This window comes from Pedococcus dokdonensis, assembly GCF_900104525.1.
GTDB lineage: Bacteria > Actinomycetota > Actinomycetes > Actinomycetales > Dermatophilaceae > Pedococcus > Pedococcus dokdonensis.
The window spans coordinates 1,330,756-1,345,026 of record NZ_LT629711.1 but is presented as its reverse complement, the minus strand read 5'-3'; the positions used below and the strand labels follow the sequence as shown (position 1 = coordinate 1,345,026).

Here is a 14,271-nt window from a genome sequence, read left to right as displayed (position 1 = left end):
GCTCACGGCTGCGCGGTCGCGTCGATCTGGGGTCGGTAGCCGGCGCGGAGGGCGGCGATGGTGCTCGGTGGCGTGAGGGTCTGCGCGAGCCCGTGCGACGGACGGCTGCGGCGCCTGCCGTAGCCCGCGGTGGTCCATGGCACCACGGCGTCGGCGACGACGACGGCGGGCGCGTCGTCGTGGATGACGAAAGTGCCCGGGGGCAGGTCTGCCCAGCCTTCGTCGTGGAGCCGGCGCCGGTGCGTGCCGCGGACGATGCGCTCTGCGTGGAGCCGACGGTTGAGCTGCGCGGCACTGAGCGGGTCCTCGCCGGTGCCGGCGGCCAGCGCGGTGCGGAAGGCGTTGTAGTCGCCGCGTCGACACAGGGCACAAGGTCGGTGTCCGGCCGCCAGCGACACGGCTTCGTCGTGGAAGAAGAGGACCGTGAAGTGGTGGGGTTGCCACTGCGGCAGGCGCCAGTCCCGGAACTCGAGGGCGCAGGTGATCCAGAGGTCGCTGGCGTGGTGGCGGACGATCTCACCGTCGGCGTGCAGGATGCCGCGGTTGCCGAGCCAGGCACCGCGCAAGGGGATGGCGACGATGTCGCCTGTCGGTGTGACGCGGTTGCGGCGAGGGGAGCTGGTCACGAGCCCCACCGTAGGACCGGCCACTGACGACGGGTCCCGCGCTGCGGGCCCGGTCGGGTGGACCAGAATGCGAGGGTGGGTGACAACGAGCTGCGGGCGCCGGGTGACGTGCTGGTGCACCTGCGTCGCGCGCGGGACCACGCCGACCGCCACTACGCCGACGCCCTGGACGTCGCCGCGCTGGCTGACGTGGCGGGGCTGAGCAAGTACCACTTCCTGCGCCTGTTCAAGGCCACCTACGGCCACACGCCGGGCGAGTACCTCTCGCAGCGCCGGATCGAGCGAGCCCAGGACCTGCTGCGCGCCACCAACCTCACCGTGACCGAGGTGTGCCACGCCGTGGGCTTCTCCAGCCTCGGCTCCTTCAGCAGCCGGTTCCGGGAGGTGGTCGGCGAGAGCCCCAGCGACTTCCAGCGCCGGTATGCCGCCGGGGCGCCGCACATCCCCGGCTGCTTCGTCTTCATGTGGGGCCTGGCCGAGAGGGCCGGCGCGGGCTCCGCAATCGAGGAGAAGCAGCCGACGGCCGGTGCCTCCTAACCTCGTCGCATGATCACGAACATCAGCATCGTCAGCGTCTTCGTCAAGGACCAGGACGCCGCAAAGCGTTGGTACATCGACGTCCTCGGGTTCGAGGAGAAGGACGACATCACCCTCGGCGAGGGCTACCGGTGGCTCACCGTCGTGCACCCCAACCAGCCCGAGCTGAACGTCAACCTGGCCCTCCCCGGCCCGCCGCTGGCGCCGGAGATGGTCGAGGCCATCAAGCGCTCGCAGGACGAGGGCGGCATGAACGGCCTCGGGCTCACCGTGGACGACTGCCAGAAGACCTACGAGGAGCTGAAGGCCAAGGGCGTCGAGTTCATCCAGGAGCCCTCGGCACGGCCCTACGGCACCGAGGCGCTGTGCCGCGACAACTCCGGCAACTGGCTGGTGCTCGTCGAGCCCAGCCCGTACTCGCCGGACGACTTCCGGCAGTAGGCCGTCCACCGCGTCACCGACGGCGCAGCTGGACCGCGGACTGACGTCGATCCGTGCCACTGAGGGCACGGATCGACGTCGCCATCGCGCGGGTGGCTACTTCGCCAGGAAGGCGATCAGGGCGGCGTTGAACTCGTCCGGGTGGCTGGTGGCGATGCCGTGCGGCCCTCCCTCGATCACCACGAGCTCGCTGCCGTCGACCTGCTCGTGGGTCCGCTTCCCGGAGACCTCGAACGGCACGATCCCGTCGGAGTCGCCGTGGATGACGAGGGTCGGCACCGTGATCGCGGCCAGGTCGGCGCGGAAGTCGGTGAGCCACGACTGGATGCACGAGACCGCGGCGTGCAGGTCGGCCTGGGCGGCCAGGCCCAGCGCCTCCTGGCGCTGCTCCTCGGTCACCTTGAGCTCGCCCCCGGCGGAGAAGAAGTTGGTCATGAACCCGTCGAGGAAGCCCTCGCGGTCGGCGCTGAGGGCCTGCTGGAAGCCCGCGGCGGTCTCCCGGTCGAGGCCACCGTCGGGGTTCTCGTCCTCGTCCTTGAGGAGGAAGGGCGGGATCGCGCCGGCGAAGACCAGGCTGTGCACCCGGTCCTGCCCGTGCGTTCCGACGTAGCGGGCGACCTCGCCACCACCCATCGAGAAGCCTGCGATGGTCACGTCGGTGAGGTCCAGCTCGCGGAGCAGGGCGTCGAGGTCGGTCGTGAGCGTGTCGTAGTCGTACCGGGAAGCCTCACCCGGCTTGTCGGACTCGCCGAAGCCGCGGCGGTCGTAGGTGACCACCCGGTAACCGGCCTCCTCCACGACCGGGGCGACCAGGTTCCAGGAGGCGCCGCTCAGCGGCCAGCCGTGGACGAGCACGACCGGCCGGCCGGAGCCACCGCTGTCCTCGTAGTGGATCTCGACGTCGCCGTTGGTCAGGGTGGGCATGTCAGTCCTCTCGCCAGGGGGTGCGGGGTCAGCACGAATGTAGGCAGAGGTGCCCCGCCCGCGCACGCCGAACCAGCGTGCCGCGGCTAGCTGAACCGCCGGCTGGACCACTCGTGCACGTCGCCGTAGCCCAGCCCGACGTAGAGCCGCCGCGCGACGGCGTTGTGGGAGTACATCCCGAGCGTGCACACGCCGGCCTCGGCGACCGCCCGACGAGTCAGGTATGCCGTGACGGCCAGACCCAGCCCGCGCCCCCGGTGGGCGGCGTCGACGGTGATCCCGGACAGGATCGGGTGGCCGGCCAGACTGCGCTCGCGCACCCCGCAGGCCACCAGGCGGTCACCCTCGTCGCGGACCCCGACCCAGTCCTGGCCGGGGTGCTCGAACGGCCGCGCGTCCGTGCCCGGGTTGGCTTCGGCAAGCAGGTTCGCGATCTCGCGCTGGTGGCTTCCGTCGAGCGGCAGCAGACGCGACTCGGCCGCCACCTCCGGCGGCGACGCGGTCGTGCAGAGCCACTCCCAGTCGTTGCCCTCGCCGAGTGGCAGGTGTCGCGCGACCGGGTCGAGCGAGCCACGCTGCACGGTGACGGAACGGATCTCGGGGTCGAGCGGGCCGCGGGCGAGCACCGCGGCGAGCAGCTGGTCGACGTGATCGGGCGGCCCCAGGACGAGCAGGCCGAGGCGTCGCGTGTGCGTGCGCCGGGGGAGGGCCAGCGCCCGGCCGAGGCTGAACCCCTCACCGTCGAGGGGCGCGGGCACGTCGAACCGGACGAAGCTGCTGCCCTCGCTGGCGACCAGCGCCTCTTCGTGCGTGTGGACGACGCGCAGGCCCGTCACTCGGTGATCCCGAACCGGGCGTGCAGACCGCGCAACCGCCGCGGCGCCCACCAGTTCCAGTCGCCGAGCAGTGTCATCGTGGCCGGGACGAGCAGCATGCGGACCAGGGTCGCGTCGAGGGCCACCGCGGTCGCCAGGCCGACGCCGGTCTGCTTGATGATGAGGAGCTGGCCGGCGACGAACCCCGAGAACACGATGACCACGAGCAGCGCGGCCGAGGTGATGATCCGGCCCGAGCGTTGCAGACCGACCACCACCGCGTCGTCGTTGGAGTAGCCCCGCTCGTGCAGCTCGACGATCCGCGAGAGCAGGAAGACCTCGTAGTCCATCGAGAGCCCGAACCCGAAGGCGAGCACCAGCAACGGGATCGTGGACTCGACCGCCCCGACGGAGTCGAACCCGAGCAGACCCTCGAGGTGTCCCTTCTGGAAGACCAGCACGACGATGCCGAGGGACGCCCCCAGCGAGACGACGTTGAGCAGCAGCGCCTTGACCGGGATGACCACCGAGCCGGTCATGAGGAACAGCAGCACCAGGGTGGCCAGCGCGACCAGGGCGAAGGCGTAGGGCGCGCGCTCCCACATCGAGTCGGTGAAGTCCTTGAGCCCGGAGGCCTGCCCGACGACGTAGGTCTGGAAGGCCGGTCGCTCGTGGCGGAGCTGGTCGACCACGTCCCTGGCCGGCTGCTCGAGGGGACCACCGGGCACGTCGATCCGCACCATGCTCTCGGAGCCCTGCAGGGTCTTCACGTCGAGCACCCGGGACCCCTGCGGGAGCCGCAGGTCCGCGGCATACCGTTGGGCCTGCTCGAGCGGCGCCTCGGCGACCACGGTCACGTCGGCTCCGCCGAGCACGGGGTAGTCCTTGGCCAAGCCGTCGAAGAAGACCCGCTCGGGGGCGGAGACCGGCAGCAGCTGGGCGCCGGACGACGTGAGCCGCAGGTCGAGGGCGGGAGCGGCCAGGGCCAGCAGGGCCGACGCGACGACGGCGATGATCGGGATCGGGAAGCGGTGCACCCACTGGGCGAGCCGTGAGAAGACGCCGTGCTCCGGGGCCGACTCGGTGCCCTTGCGCAGCAGCCGGCGCGCGCCGAGCACACAGAGGGCGGGCACCAGGGTGAGCGCGACCAGCACCGCGATCACGACGACCGAGACCCCGGCGGCGCCGATGCCCTTCATCAGTGGTGACTGGAAGACCAGCAGGCCACCGAGCGAGATGGCGACGGTGAGCCCGGAGAAGACGACGGTGCGGCCGGCCGAGTCGACGGTGCGGGCGGTGGCGTCCACGACCATCTCGCGCGGGATCTGCGCGACCGGCATCCCCGCCGCCCGTGACCGCAGCTCCTCGCGGAACCGGCTGACGACCAGCAGCCCGTAGTCGATGCAGAGGCCGAGGCCGAGCACCGTGACGACGTTGACGGCGGTGGTGTCGAGGTCGATGAGGTAGGAGAAGCCGAGCAGCGAGGCGAGCGCCCCCGCGATCGACGCGATGGCTCCGGCGATGGGCATCCCGGCCGCGATGAATCCCCCGAACACGATCACCATGACGATGAAGCTGACCGGCAGGGCGATGCCCTCACCGGTGCGCAGGTCGACCTCGAGCTGGCCGGTGATCGCGTCGACGAGGTCGCGCACCCCTCCGGCCGTCACGGTGGCACCGCTGCCGGCCGTGGCCGCCCGCACGGTGTCGGTCACCCGGTCCTCCAGCGCGTGGTACGCCGCGTCGTCGGGGAGGTCGCCGACCGTGGCGACCGTGACGTAGCCGTCGGAGCCGGCCGAACCGCCCTTGAGCATCGTGGTGGCGGCCGGCGACTCGAGCCCGCCGGGGACGACGAACGGCGAGGCGACCTGGGTCACGCCCGGGAGGGCACCGACCTGCTGGGCGGCTTCTCGAGCGGCGGCCGCCACGGCTGGGCTGGCGACCTGCACACCGTCGACGCGGACGGTGATCGTCTGGAAGCCCGAGCTGCCGGCGTCGGCGATCAGGTCGCGGCCGGTCTCGTTCTCACCGGGCACGGTGGGCTCGCCGGTGCTGAGCCGGTCGAACAGCCGCTCGTTGCCGAACGCCCCGCTGGCCGCGGCGAAGCCGAGCAGCACCAGCAGCACCCAGGTGACCACCACCCGACCGGGGTGGTGACCCAGCCCGGCGCCGAGACGGCTGAGTGCGGACCGCGACCGGTCCGGGTGCGAGGCGTCGGGGTCCGGGGCGTCGGGGTCCAGGGCGTCGGGCACGAGGGATAGCCTGCCACCCGTGGCATCCGGTCCTGACCCTGACCTGTTCGGTGCAGCGGCGGCTGCCCAGGACGGCGACGGCATGCCATCGGGCGCGTCCCTGCCGCCGCTCGCCGTGCGGATGCGTCCGCGCTCGCTGGACGAGGTCCGCGGCCAGTCCGACGTGCTGCGCCCCGGGAGCCCGCTGCGGCGGCTGATCGAGGGGTCCGGCGGTTCGGCCGGCCCGCTGAGCGCGATCATCTGGGGCCCGCCCGGCACGGGCAAGACGACCCTGGCGCACCTCGTCGCCACGGCCGCCGACCGACGGTTCGTCGAGCTGTCGGCGGTCACCGCGGGCGTGAAGGACGTCCGTGCGGTAATGGACCAGGCGGCGCGCGAGCGTGACATGTACGACCGCCAGACAGTGCTCTTCCTCGACGAGATCCACCGGTTCACCAAGGCCCAGCAGGACGCCCTGCTGCCCGGCGTCGAGACCCGGCAGGTGATCCTCGTGGCGGCGACCACCGAGAACCCGTCGTTCTCGATCATCGCCCCGCTGCTCTCCCGCTCGATGCTGGTGACGCTCGGCCCGCTCTCGGACGACGAGGTGCGCGACGTGCTCGCATCCGCGGTGACGGACGAGCGCGGGCTGGCCGGCGACTACGTCCTGGCCGACGACGCCACCGACCACCTCGTGCGGATCGCCGGCGGTGACGCGCGGCGAGCGCTCACCTCACTGGAGGCGGCCGCGGGAGTGGCGCAGGACGGCATACCGGCGGGGTCCTCCCACGAGGGGCCCGTGGAGATCACGCTCGCGCACACCGAGCAGGCGGTCGCGTTCGCGAGCGTGCGCTACGACCGCACCGGCGACCAGCACTACGACGTGGCCTCGGCGCTGATCAAGTCGATGCGGGGGTCCGACGTCGACGCCGCACTGCACTACCTCGCCCGGATGCTCGAGGCGGGGGAGGACCCACGGTTCATCGCGCGCCGGATCGTCATCTCGGCCAGCGAAGACGTCGGCATGGGCGACCCGACGGCGCTCCAGACCGCGGTGGCGGCGATGCATGCCGTCGCCCAGATCGGCATGCCGGAGGCGCGGATCATCCTCGCGCAGGCCGTCGTGCACAACGCGCTGGCACCCAAGAGCAACGCCGCGTACGTCGGCATCAACGAGGCGATCGCCGACGTGCGAGCGGGCAAGGGTGGCCTGGTGCCCCCGCACCTGCGCGGCAGCGGGTATGCCGGGGCGACCCGGCTCGGGCACGGCGACGGCTACGTCTACGCGCACGACCAGGCCGACGGGGTGGCGCAGCAGGACTACCTGCCCGACGACCTCCAGGGCAGGACGGACTACTACCGGCCGACCGACCGCGGCTTCGAGGAGCGGCTCGGTCCGCGCTGGGAGTGGCTCAAGGCCCGCATCCGCCGCAGCTGAACCTCGGTGCGGCGCAATGACGTGCAAAGCACGCGAGGCACAGGGCCTCGTCGAACGGGAGCTTCAGCGCGCAGTCGAGCACGGTCCGCACGTGTCCGGTCACGCCCCGCCTGCGCTCGCGTGGGCTCAGGTTCCGATAGGCGACCTGCAGGCCGGCGCGGGCACGAGCGTCCATCTTGCGGTTGCGCGGGACGGTGAGCCAGGGCTGGTCGGGCGGCCACTTCACGGCCCAGCCGTGGGCCACCGCCGCGCTGAGGTGGGAGAGGACCGCGGAATGCCGGTGCGCCGCGCGCAGGTGCGATCCCAGCTGGGGGAGCGCGTACCGACCCCGGGCCAGCCTGACGACCTCGCCGGACGTGTGACGTGCAGTCGGCGGTCCGCGCAGCCCCTGACCTGCGTCAGTGCGCACCGCAACCGCCCGGTACACGTCGGAACTCCGTGGGGCGCCCCGTCGGCAGCGGGGTAGGGTGCCCGCATGGATTCAGTGAGCTTGGGCGACATCGCGGGCATGATCGCGGCGCTGGCCTTCGCGTTCCTCGTGTTCCGGCTGGGGAGCGTCATCGGCAAGGCCGGCAAGATCCTCGACGAGACGAGGGTCAGCCTGCGCAGCACCACCGAGAACGTCCAGCCGACGCTGCTCAAGCTCACCGACACCGTCAGCCTCACCAACGAGCAGCTCGCGCGGGTCGACGGCATCACCACCAACGTGTCGGCGATGACCACCAACGCGAGTGCGCTGACCTCGCTGTTCGCGGCCACCCTCGGCTCGCCGGTCGTCAAGGTCGCGGCCTTCACCTACGGCGTCCGCTCTGCGCTCAGCGCGAGCGGCACCAAGAGCGCGGGCGGCCGTCGCCGCCGCAGGGGCTGATCGCGGTGGCACGTCTCTTCTGGGTGGCGCTGGGCGCCGCAGCCGGTGTGTATGCCGTGCGCAAGGTCAGCAAGGCCGCGGAGGCCTACACCCCGGCCGGGGTCGCGCACGGGCTGTCCGACTTCGGCGAGGGCCTGCGCGAGCTCGCCGCGGCGGTCCGCGAGGGCATGGCCGAGCGCGAGGGGGAGCTGCGGCTCGCCCTCGGCATCGACGCGGGCACCGCCGACGACCCCGAGGCCAGCGCGGCCCGGCTCGACGCGGCCTCGGCCCGGGCCCTGCTCGACGACCCCACAGGCCCGCGAGCTCGGTAGGGGCGCCGGCGCACCCGCGTCGCCGCCCCGGTACCCGCCCGTTGTTTGCCCGTACGATTCGTCGTGCCGGCCCGTCGGTGGCCAGGCACGCGCCTAAGGACTGAGTACTTCATGGAAACCGCCGAGATCAGGCGCCGCTTTCTCTCCTTCTACGAGAGCAAGGGCCACACGATCGTCCCGTCGTCACCGCTGGTGTACGACGACCCCAACCTGCTGTTCGTCAACGCCGGCATGGTGCCGTTCAAGCCGTACTTCCTCGGCCAGCAGGCTCCCCAGTGGGACCGTGCCACCTCCGTGCAGAAGTGCGTGCGCACCGGTGACATCGAGGAGGTCGGCAAGACCTCCCGGCACGGCACGTTCTTCCAGATGAACGGCAACTTCTCGTTCGGCGACTACTTCAAGGAAGGCGCCATCCAGTTCGCGTGGGAGCTCATCACCACGTCGCAGGACCAGGGTGGCTACGGCCTCGACGCCGACAAGATCTGGCCGACCGTCTACGAGGACGACGACGAGGCCTACGACCTGTGGCACCGGATGATCGGCATCCCCGCGGAGCGGATCACCCGCCGCGGCAAGCTCGACAACTACTGGCACATGGGCGTCCCGGGTCCCGGCGGACCGTGCAGCGAGCTCTACCTCGACCGCGGACCCGAGTACGGCCGCGAGGGTGGCCCGGCGGTCGACGAGGACCGCTACCTCGAGTTCTGGAACCTCGTCTTCATGCAGTACGAGCTGTCGGCGGTCCGGGCCAAGGACGACTTCGACATCGCCGCCGAGCTGCCCAAGAAGAACATCGACACCGGCATGGGCCTCGAGCGGATGGCCACCCTGCTCCAGGGCGTCGACAACCTCTACGAGATCGACGAGGTCTACCCGGTGCTGGACCGGGCCGCCGAGCTGACCGGCAAGAAGTACGGCGCGCACTCGGGCCACGCGGCCAGCGAGTCGCACCCCGACGACGTGCGGCTGCGGGTCGTGGCCGACCACGTGCGCTCCAGCCTGATGCTGATCGGCGACGGCGTCACCCCCGGCAACGAGGGTCGCGGCTACGTCCTGCGCCGCATGCTGCGCCGCGCGGTGCGCTCGATGCGGCTGCTCGGCTTCGACGAGCCCAGCCTGCCGCTGCTGCTGCCGGTGTCGGTCGAGCGGATGAAGCAGTCCTACCCCGAGCTGGAGTCGGGCTTCGACCGCATCTCGCAGATCGCGTACGCCGAGGAGGAAGCGTTCCGTCGCACCCTCGCCTCGGGGACCACCATCCTCGACACCGCCGTGGCGCGGACCAAGTCGTCGGGCGGCACCACGCTGGCGGGCGACCAGGCCTTCGCGTTGCACGACACCTACGGCTTCCCGATCGACCTCACCCTCGAGATGGCGTCCGAGCAGGGGCTGGAGGTCGACCGCGAGGGCTTCACCCGGCTCATGCAGGAGCAGCGGGACCGCGCCAAGGCCGATGCGAAGGCCAAGAAGGGCGGGCACGCGAACACCGAGGTCTGGAAGGACCTGCGTGCGCTCGGGGCGACCGACTGGCGCGCCTACCAGGAGCTGACCTCCGAGGCGAAGGTCGTCGGCCTCGTCGTCGACGGCAACCCGGTCGAGGAGCTCGAGCCCGGCCAGCGCGGCCAGGTGGTGCTGGACCGGACCCCGTTCTACGCCGAGTCCGGTGGCCAGATCGCCGACGAGGGCGTCATCACCTCCGACGGTGCCCGCCTCCGGGTGACCGACGTCCAGCGCCCCGTGAAGGGCCTGGTGGCACACACCGTCGAGGTGCTCTCCGGCCCGCTCCGGGTGGGCCAGGACGTGTCCGCGGAGGTCGACGCCGACTGGCGCATCTCGGCCTGCCAGGCGCACTCGGGCACGCACGTCGTGCACGCGGCGCTGCGTCAGGTGCTCGGCCCCACGGCCCTGCAGTCCGGTTCCTACAACAAGCCCGGCTACCTGCGCCTCGACTTCGCCTGGGGCCAGTCGCTGTCGCCCGAGACGCGCAGTGAGATCGAGGAGGTCGCCAACCTCGCCGTGCGCCAGGACCTGCCGGTGTCCGCGCAGTACATGACGCTGCCCGAGGCACGCGACTTCGGCGCGCTCGCGCTGTTCGGTGAGACCTATGACGAGCAGGTCCGCGTCATCGAGATCGGTGGCCCCTGGTCGCGCGAGCTCTGCGGTGGCACGCACGTGGGGCACTCGAGCCAGATCGGTGCGCTCACCGTCACCGGCGAGTCCTCGGTGGGCTCAGGGGTGCGTCGTCTCGAGGCCTTCGTCGGCATGGAGGCGCTGCACTACCTCGCCAAGGAGCGGGCGCTGGTCGCCGAGCTCACCGACATCGTCAAGGTGCAGCCCGGCGAGCTCAAGGACCGCGTCGCCGGCCTGGTGGCCCGCGTGCGCGACGCCGAGCGCGAGCTCGAGAAGCTGCGCCGCGAGCAGGTGCAGGCGGCGACCGGCAAGCTGGTCGACTACGCCCGCGAGGTCGATGGCGTCCGTGTCCTCACGCACGACGCCGGCGAGGGCACCAGTGCCGACGACCTGCGCACCATGGTGCTCGACCTGCGCAACCGGTTGGGTGACGCCGCACCCTCGGTGGTCGCCCTGACCGGTGTCTCCGGCGGCCGTCCCGCCATCGTCGTCGCGACCAACCCGGGAGCGCGCGACCGGGGGATCAAGGCCGGCGCCCTGGTGCGCGTCGCAGCCCAGGCCCTCGGTGGTGGTGGCGGTGGCAAGGACGACCTCGCGCAGGGCGGTGGCACCGACGCCACCCGCACCGGTGAGGCCCTCGGCCAGGTCGACCGCGCCGTCCAGGCCGCCACCCAGGGCGCTGGGTGAACCAGCCCACCTCCGCCTCGATGCCCACCCGCCCCGGACGGCGGGTGGGCATCGACGTCGGCAGCGTGCGGGTGGGGGTCGCGGCCAGCGACCCGGCCGCGCTGCTGGCCACTCCCGTGGTCACCGTGTCCCGCGACGCGGACCCGACGGCGCCCCACCCCACCGACCTCGACGAGATCGCGGCCGTGGTCGCCGAGCTGGAGGCCGTGGAGGTCGTGGTCGGGCTGCCGAGGACACTTGCTGGTGACGAAGGTGCCGCCGCCGAGGCTGCCCGCACGTATGCTGGGCGGCTGTCGGAGCGCATCGCCCCCGTGCCCGTCCGTCTGGTCGACGAGCGGCTCACGACGGTCGATGCCCACCGCAACCTCCGTGCGAGCGGGGTCGAGGGCCGTCGGCAGCGTTCGGTGGTCGACCAGGCGGCTGCAGTCCTCATCCTGCAGACCGCGCTCGACGCGGAGCGCAGTTCCGGGCGACCGCCCGGCGAGCTGGTCAGGACTGGCGGGCGCAAGCCCCGGACGAAGGACAGGCGCCGATGACCGACCCCCACCTGGAGCACTCGATCTTCGGGGGGCACGAGGACGCGCGCGAGGGCCAGCCGCAGGCGCGCACCCGGGCGGAGCGGCGTCGCACCACCCGTCCCGCGAAGCGCAGGGGGCGCCGGTCGGGCTGCCTGTTCGTGGCCCTGGCGGTCGTCGCCCTGGCGGCCTTCGCGGCATACACGGTGCTGCGACCGGTCGTCGACGGCTTCCTGGAGAGCGACGACTACCCGGGGCCGGGCACCGGTGAGGTGCAGATCGTCGTCAACGACGGCGACACGGGCAGCGCCATCGGCCGCACCCTCGAGAAGGCCGGCGTCGTGAAGAGCTCCAGTGCCTACCTCGACGCCGCGGCCGCGGACTCGCGGGCGGCCGGGATCCAGCCGGGCACCTACACCATGAAGAAGCAGATGACCGGCGCGGGAGCCCTCGCCATCCTGCTCGACCCCAAGAACCGCAGCGTCCCGCGCGTGACCGTCCGTGAGGGGCTCTGGAAGAGCGAGGTGTTCGCGGCCCTGTCCAAGGGGACGGGCGTGCCGGTCGCCGAGTACACCAAGGCAGCCAAGGACGCCGAGGCCATCGGACTGCCGGCCGGTGCGAAGGGCAATGTCGAGGGCTACCTCTTCCCGTCCACCTACGAGTTCCCGGTCAAGGCGACCGCCACGCAGCAGCTCAAGATCATGGTCGCCAAGGCGCTCGACGAGCTGGAGAAGGCCGGCGTCGACGAGGCCGACTACCAGAAGACGTTGATCGTGGCCTCGATCGTGGAGGGCGAGGCCGGGGTCGCCGACCGGGGCAAGGTGGCCCGGGTGGTCGAGAACCGGCTCGACGACCCCAACGGTCCCACCGTGGGGTTGCTCCAGATGGACTCGACGGTCAACTTCGCCCTGCAGAAGCGCGGCAACCTCACCAAGACCGAGTACGACTCGGCCAAGTCGAACCCCTACGACACCTACGCGCACAAGGGCCTGCCGCCCGGCCCGATCAGCAGCCCCGGCGCGGCGGCGATCGAGGCGGCGGCCAACCCCACCGAGGGGCCGTGGTTCTACTTCGTCACGGTGAACTACGACACCGGCGAGACGTTGTTCGCGGCCACCCAGGCCGAGCACGACCGCAACAACGCCCAGCGCCAGGCGTGGTGCGACGCCAACAAGCCGAAGTGCGAGGGCGGTGGCTGACCGGCGGCGAGCGGCGGTCCTGGGGTTCCCGGTGGCGCACTCGCTGTCACCGGTGCTGCACACGGCGGGCTACCGCGCTCTCGGACTGACCAGCTGGCGGTATGACGCGCACGAGCTGCGCGAGGGTGAGCTGGCCCCGTGGGTGGCCGGGTTGGACGCGAGCTGGCGGGGGCTGAGCCTCACCATGCCGCTGAAGGAGGCGGCCTTCACCGTCGCCACGACCGTGACCGAGACCGCGCGGGTGACCGGTTCGGTGAACACGCTGGTGCGGCGCACGGACGGCGGCTGGGACGCCCACAACACCGACGTCCGCGGGCTCGAGGCGGCGCTCGCCGACGTCGGGCACGACGGCAGCGCCACCCTGCTCGGGGGAGGCGCGACCGCTCGCTCGGCCCTGCTGGCACTGGGCTCGATCGGGGTCCGCCGGATCCGGCTGGCCCTGCGCGGCGAGGCACGTCCGGAGACCCTGCGGCTCGCCGTGCACGCCGGGCTCGCCGTCGACCTGGTGCCGCTCGCGTCGTGGGGGTCGGCCCACCAGGGTGGGCTGGTGGTCAGCACCCTGCCGCCGGCCGCCGGTGAGCTCGCGGCCCGGGGGCTGGGCCAGAAGCGGCGCAGGGGCACGCTCATGGATGTCGTCTACGCCGACTGGCCGACCCCGCTCGCCACGGCCGCTGCCAAGGCCGGGATGGACGTGGTCTCGGGCCTCGACATGCTCGTCTACCAGGCGGCCGAGCAGTTCCGGCTGTTCACCGGCGAACAGCCGCCCGTGCAGGCGATGTATGCCGCGGGACGACAGGCCTTGGCCCGATGACCGGCTCCTGGCGTGCCACCCGGCGCACGAAGGGTTCGGTGCGCTGATGGAGTTCTTCCCGGGTGCCGGGACCGCGCCCTGGGTGCTGGTGCTGCTCGCGCTGGCCGGTGCCGTGATCGGCGGCCTCACCGGGCGGGTGCTGGCGACCGGCGGCTACCGGATCGAGTCGGACCAGGCCGCAGACCTGCCTCGGCACTGGTGGTGGCCGGCCGTGCTGCTGGCCGGGTTGTGGGTGCTGATGGGCTGGCGGATCGGTGACTACGCGGGCTGGTCGGCGCTGCCGGCGTTCCTCTTCTTCGCCTGGCTCGCGGTGGCCCTGGTCTGGATCGACGCCGACGTGCACCGGCTGCCCGACGGGCTGGTGCTGCCCGCCTACCCGGCGCTGCTCGTGCTCGTGCTCGTCGGCACGGTCGGACTGGGCGACTGGGGCGCGCTGGTCCGTGCCCTCGCCTGCGGCGCGGCGATGTATGCCGTCTACTTCGTGATGGCCTTCGTCTCGCCGAGCTCGCTCGGCTTCGGTGACGTGAAGCTGTCGGGCCTGATCGGGTTCCTGGTCGGCTGGATCGGCATCTACCAGGCCTTCGTCGCGGTCGTCGCCGCCTTCCTGGTGGGAGGTCTGGTCGGCCTCGTGCTGCTGGTCGGTCGGCGGGCCGGGCTGCGCTCGCACATCGCGTTCGGCCCGTCGATGCTGGTCGGTGCGTTCGTCGGCATGCTCGTGCAGTACCACGTGGTGGCCTAGCC

Annotated in this window: 14 protein-coding genes; 10 read left to right on the top strand and 4 right to left on the bottom strand. The window is 72.1% G+C overall.

Annotated elements, in window-relative coordinates; translation table 11 throughout:
• Window positions 1-2: 2 nt before the first annotated feature.
• Window positions 3-626: a hypothetical protein gene (locus BLQ34_RS06515; protein ID WP_091789425.1), complete on the bottom strand. Its 624-nt coding sequence runs from the start codon at window positions 624-626 to the stop codon at window positions 3-5.
• 75 nt (window positions 627-701) lie between these two features.
• Here BLQ34_RS06515 and BLQ34_RS06510 point away from each other — a divergent pair, with 75 nt between their 5' ends.
• Window positions 702-1,163, top strand: a complete 462-nt coding sequence (locus BLQ34_RS06510; RefSeq protein WP_091783098.1) for a helix-turn-helix transcriptional regulator — start codon at window positions 702-704, stop codon at window positions 1,161-1,163.
• 9 nt (window positions 1,164-1,172) lie between these two features.
• Complete coding sequence (locus BLQ34_RS06505; RefSeq protein ID WP_091783095.1) at window positions 1,173-1,604, top strand: VOC family protein; 432 nt, start codon at window positions 1,173-1,175, stop codon at window positions 1,602-1,604.
• 96 nt (window positions 1,605-1,700) lie between these two features.
• Here BLQ34_RS06505 and BLQ34_RS06500 read toward each other — a convergent pair whose 3' ends face one another.
• The 3 genes from BLQ34_RS06500 to BLQ34_RS06490 all read right to left on the bottom strand — a co-directional run bounded on the left by BLQ34_RS06500 (window position 1,701) and on the right by BLQ34_RS06490 (window position 5,595).
• On the bottom strand, window positions 1,701-2,528 hold the full coding sequence (locus BLQ34_RS06500; RefSeq protein ID WP_091783092.1) for an alpha/beta fold hydrolase: 828 nt from the start codon (window positions 2,526-2,528) through the stop codon (window positions 1,701-1,703).
• A gap of 86 nt (window positions 2,529-2,614) precedes the next feature.
• A complete protein-coding gene (locus tag BLQ34_RS06495) occupies window positions 2,615-3,364 on the bottom strand; it encodes a GNAT family N-acetyltransferase (RefSeq protein WP_157692924.1) in 750 nt (249 codons plus the stop codon).
• Complete coding sequence (locus BLQ34_RS06490) at window positions 3,361-5,595, bottom strand: MMPL family transporter (protein WP_231961477.1); 2,235 nt, start codon at window positions 5,593-5,595, stop codon at window positions 3,361-3,363. The genes BLQ34_RS06495 and BLQ34_RS06490 overlap by 4 nt, the downstream gene beginning before the upstream one ends.
• Before the next feature lie 82 nt (window positions 5,596-5,677).
• On the opposite strand from BLQ34_RS06490, the gene BLQ34_RS06485 reads away from it, so the two are divergent.
• The 8 genes from BLQ34_RS06485 to BLQ34_RS06445 all read left to right on the top strand — a co-directional run bounded on the left by BLQ34_RS06485 (window position 5,678) and on the right by BLQ34_RS06445 (window position 14,269).
• Window positions 5,678-7,012 carry a replication-associated recombination protein A gene (locus BLQ34_RS06485; protein ID WP_091783086.1) on the top strand — a complete coding sequence of 445 codons (1,335 nt, stop codon included), beginning with the start codon at window positions 5,678-5,680 and terminating at the stop codon, window positions 7,010-7,012.
• A gap of 484 nt (window positions 7,013-7,496) precedes the next feature.
• Entirely contained in the window at window positions 7,497-7,880 is a 384-nt protein-coding gene (locus BLQ34_RS06475; RefSeq protein ID WP_091783080.1) for a DUF948 domain-containing protein, read from the top strand.
• A gap of 5 nt (window positions 7,881-7,885) precedes the next feature.
• Window positions 7,886-8,191 (top strand): DUF6167 family protein, encoded by a 306-nt coding sequence (locus tag BLQ34_RS06470; protein WP_157692923.1) that lies wholly within the window; start codon window positions 7,886-7,888, stop codon window positions 8,189-8,191.
• 111 nt (window positions 8,192-8,302) lie between these two features.
• Entirely contained in the window at window positions 8,303-11,005 is a 2,703-nt protein-coding gene (alaS, locus tag BLQ34_RS06465) for an alanine--tRNA ligase (protein WP_091783078.1), read from the top strand.
• 20 nt (window positions 11,006-11,025) lie between these two features.
• Complete coding sequence (gene ruvX / locus BLQ34_RS06460) at window positions 11,026-11,541, top strand: Holliday junction resolvase RuvX (RefSeq protein WP_091789419.1); 516 nt, start codon at window positions 11,026-11,028, stop codon at window positions 11,539-11,541.
• Entirely contained in the window at window positions 11,538-12,719 is a 1,182-nt protein-coding gene (mltG, locus tag BLQ34_RS06455) for an endolytic transglycosylase MltG (protein ID WP_091783075.1), read from the top strand. The genes ruvX and mltG overlap by 4 nt, the downstream gene beginning before the upstream one ends.
• Complete coding sequence (locus BLQ34_RS06450) at window positions 12,712-13,530, top strand: shikimate dehydrogenase (protein ID WP_091783073.1); 819 nt, start codon at window positions 12,712-12,714, stop codon at window positions 13,528-13,530. The genes mltG and BLQ34_RS06450 overlap by 8 nt, the downstream gene beginning before the upstream one ends.
• A 46-nt stretch (window positions 13,531-13,576) precedes the next feature.
• Entirely contained in the window at window positions 13,577-14,269 is a 693-nt protein-coding gene (locus BLQ34_RS06445; RefSeq protein WP_091783068.1) for a prepilin peptidase, read from the top strand.
• The last annotated feature ends 2 nt before the right edge of the window (window positions 14,270-14,271 follow it).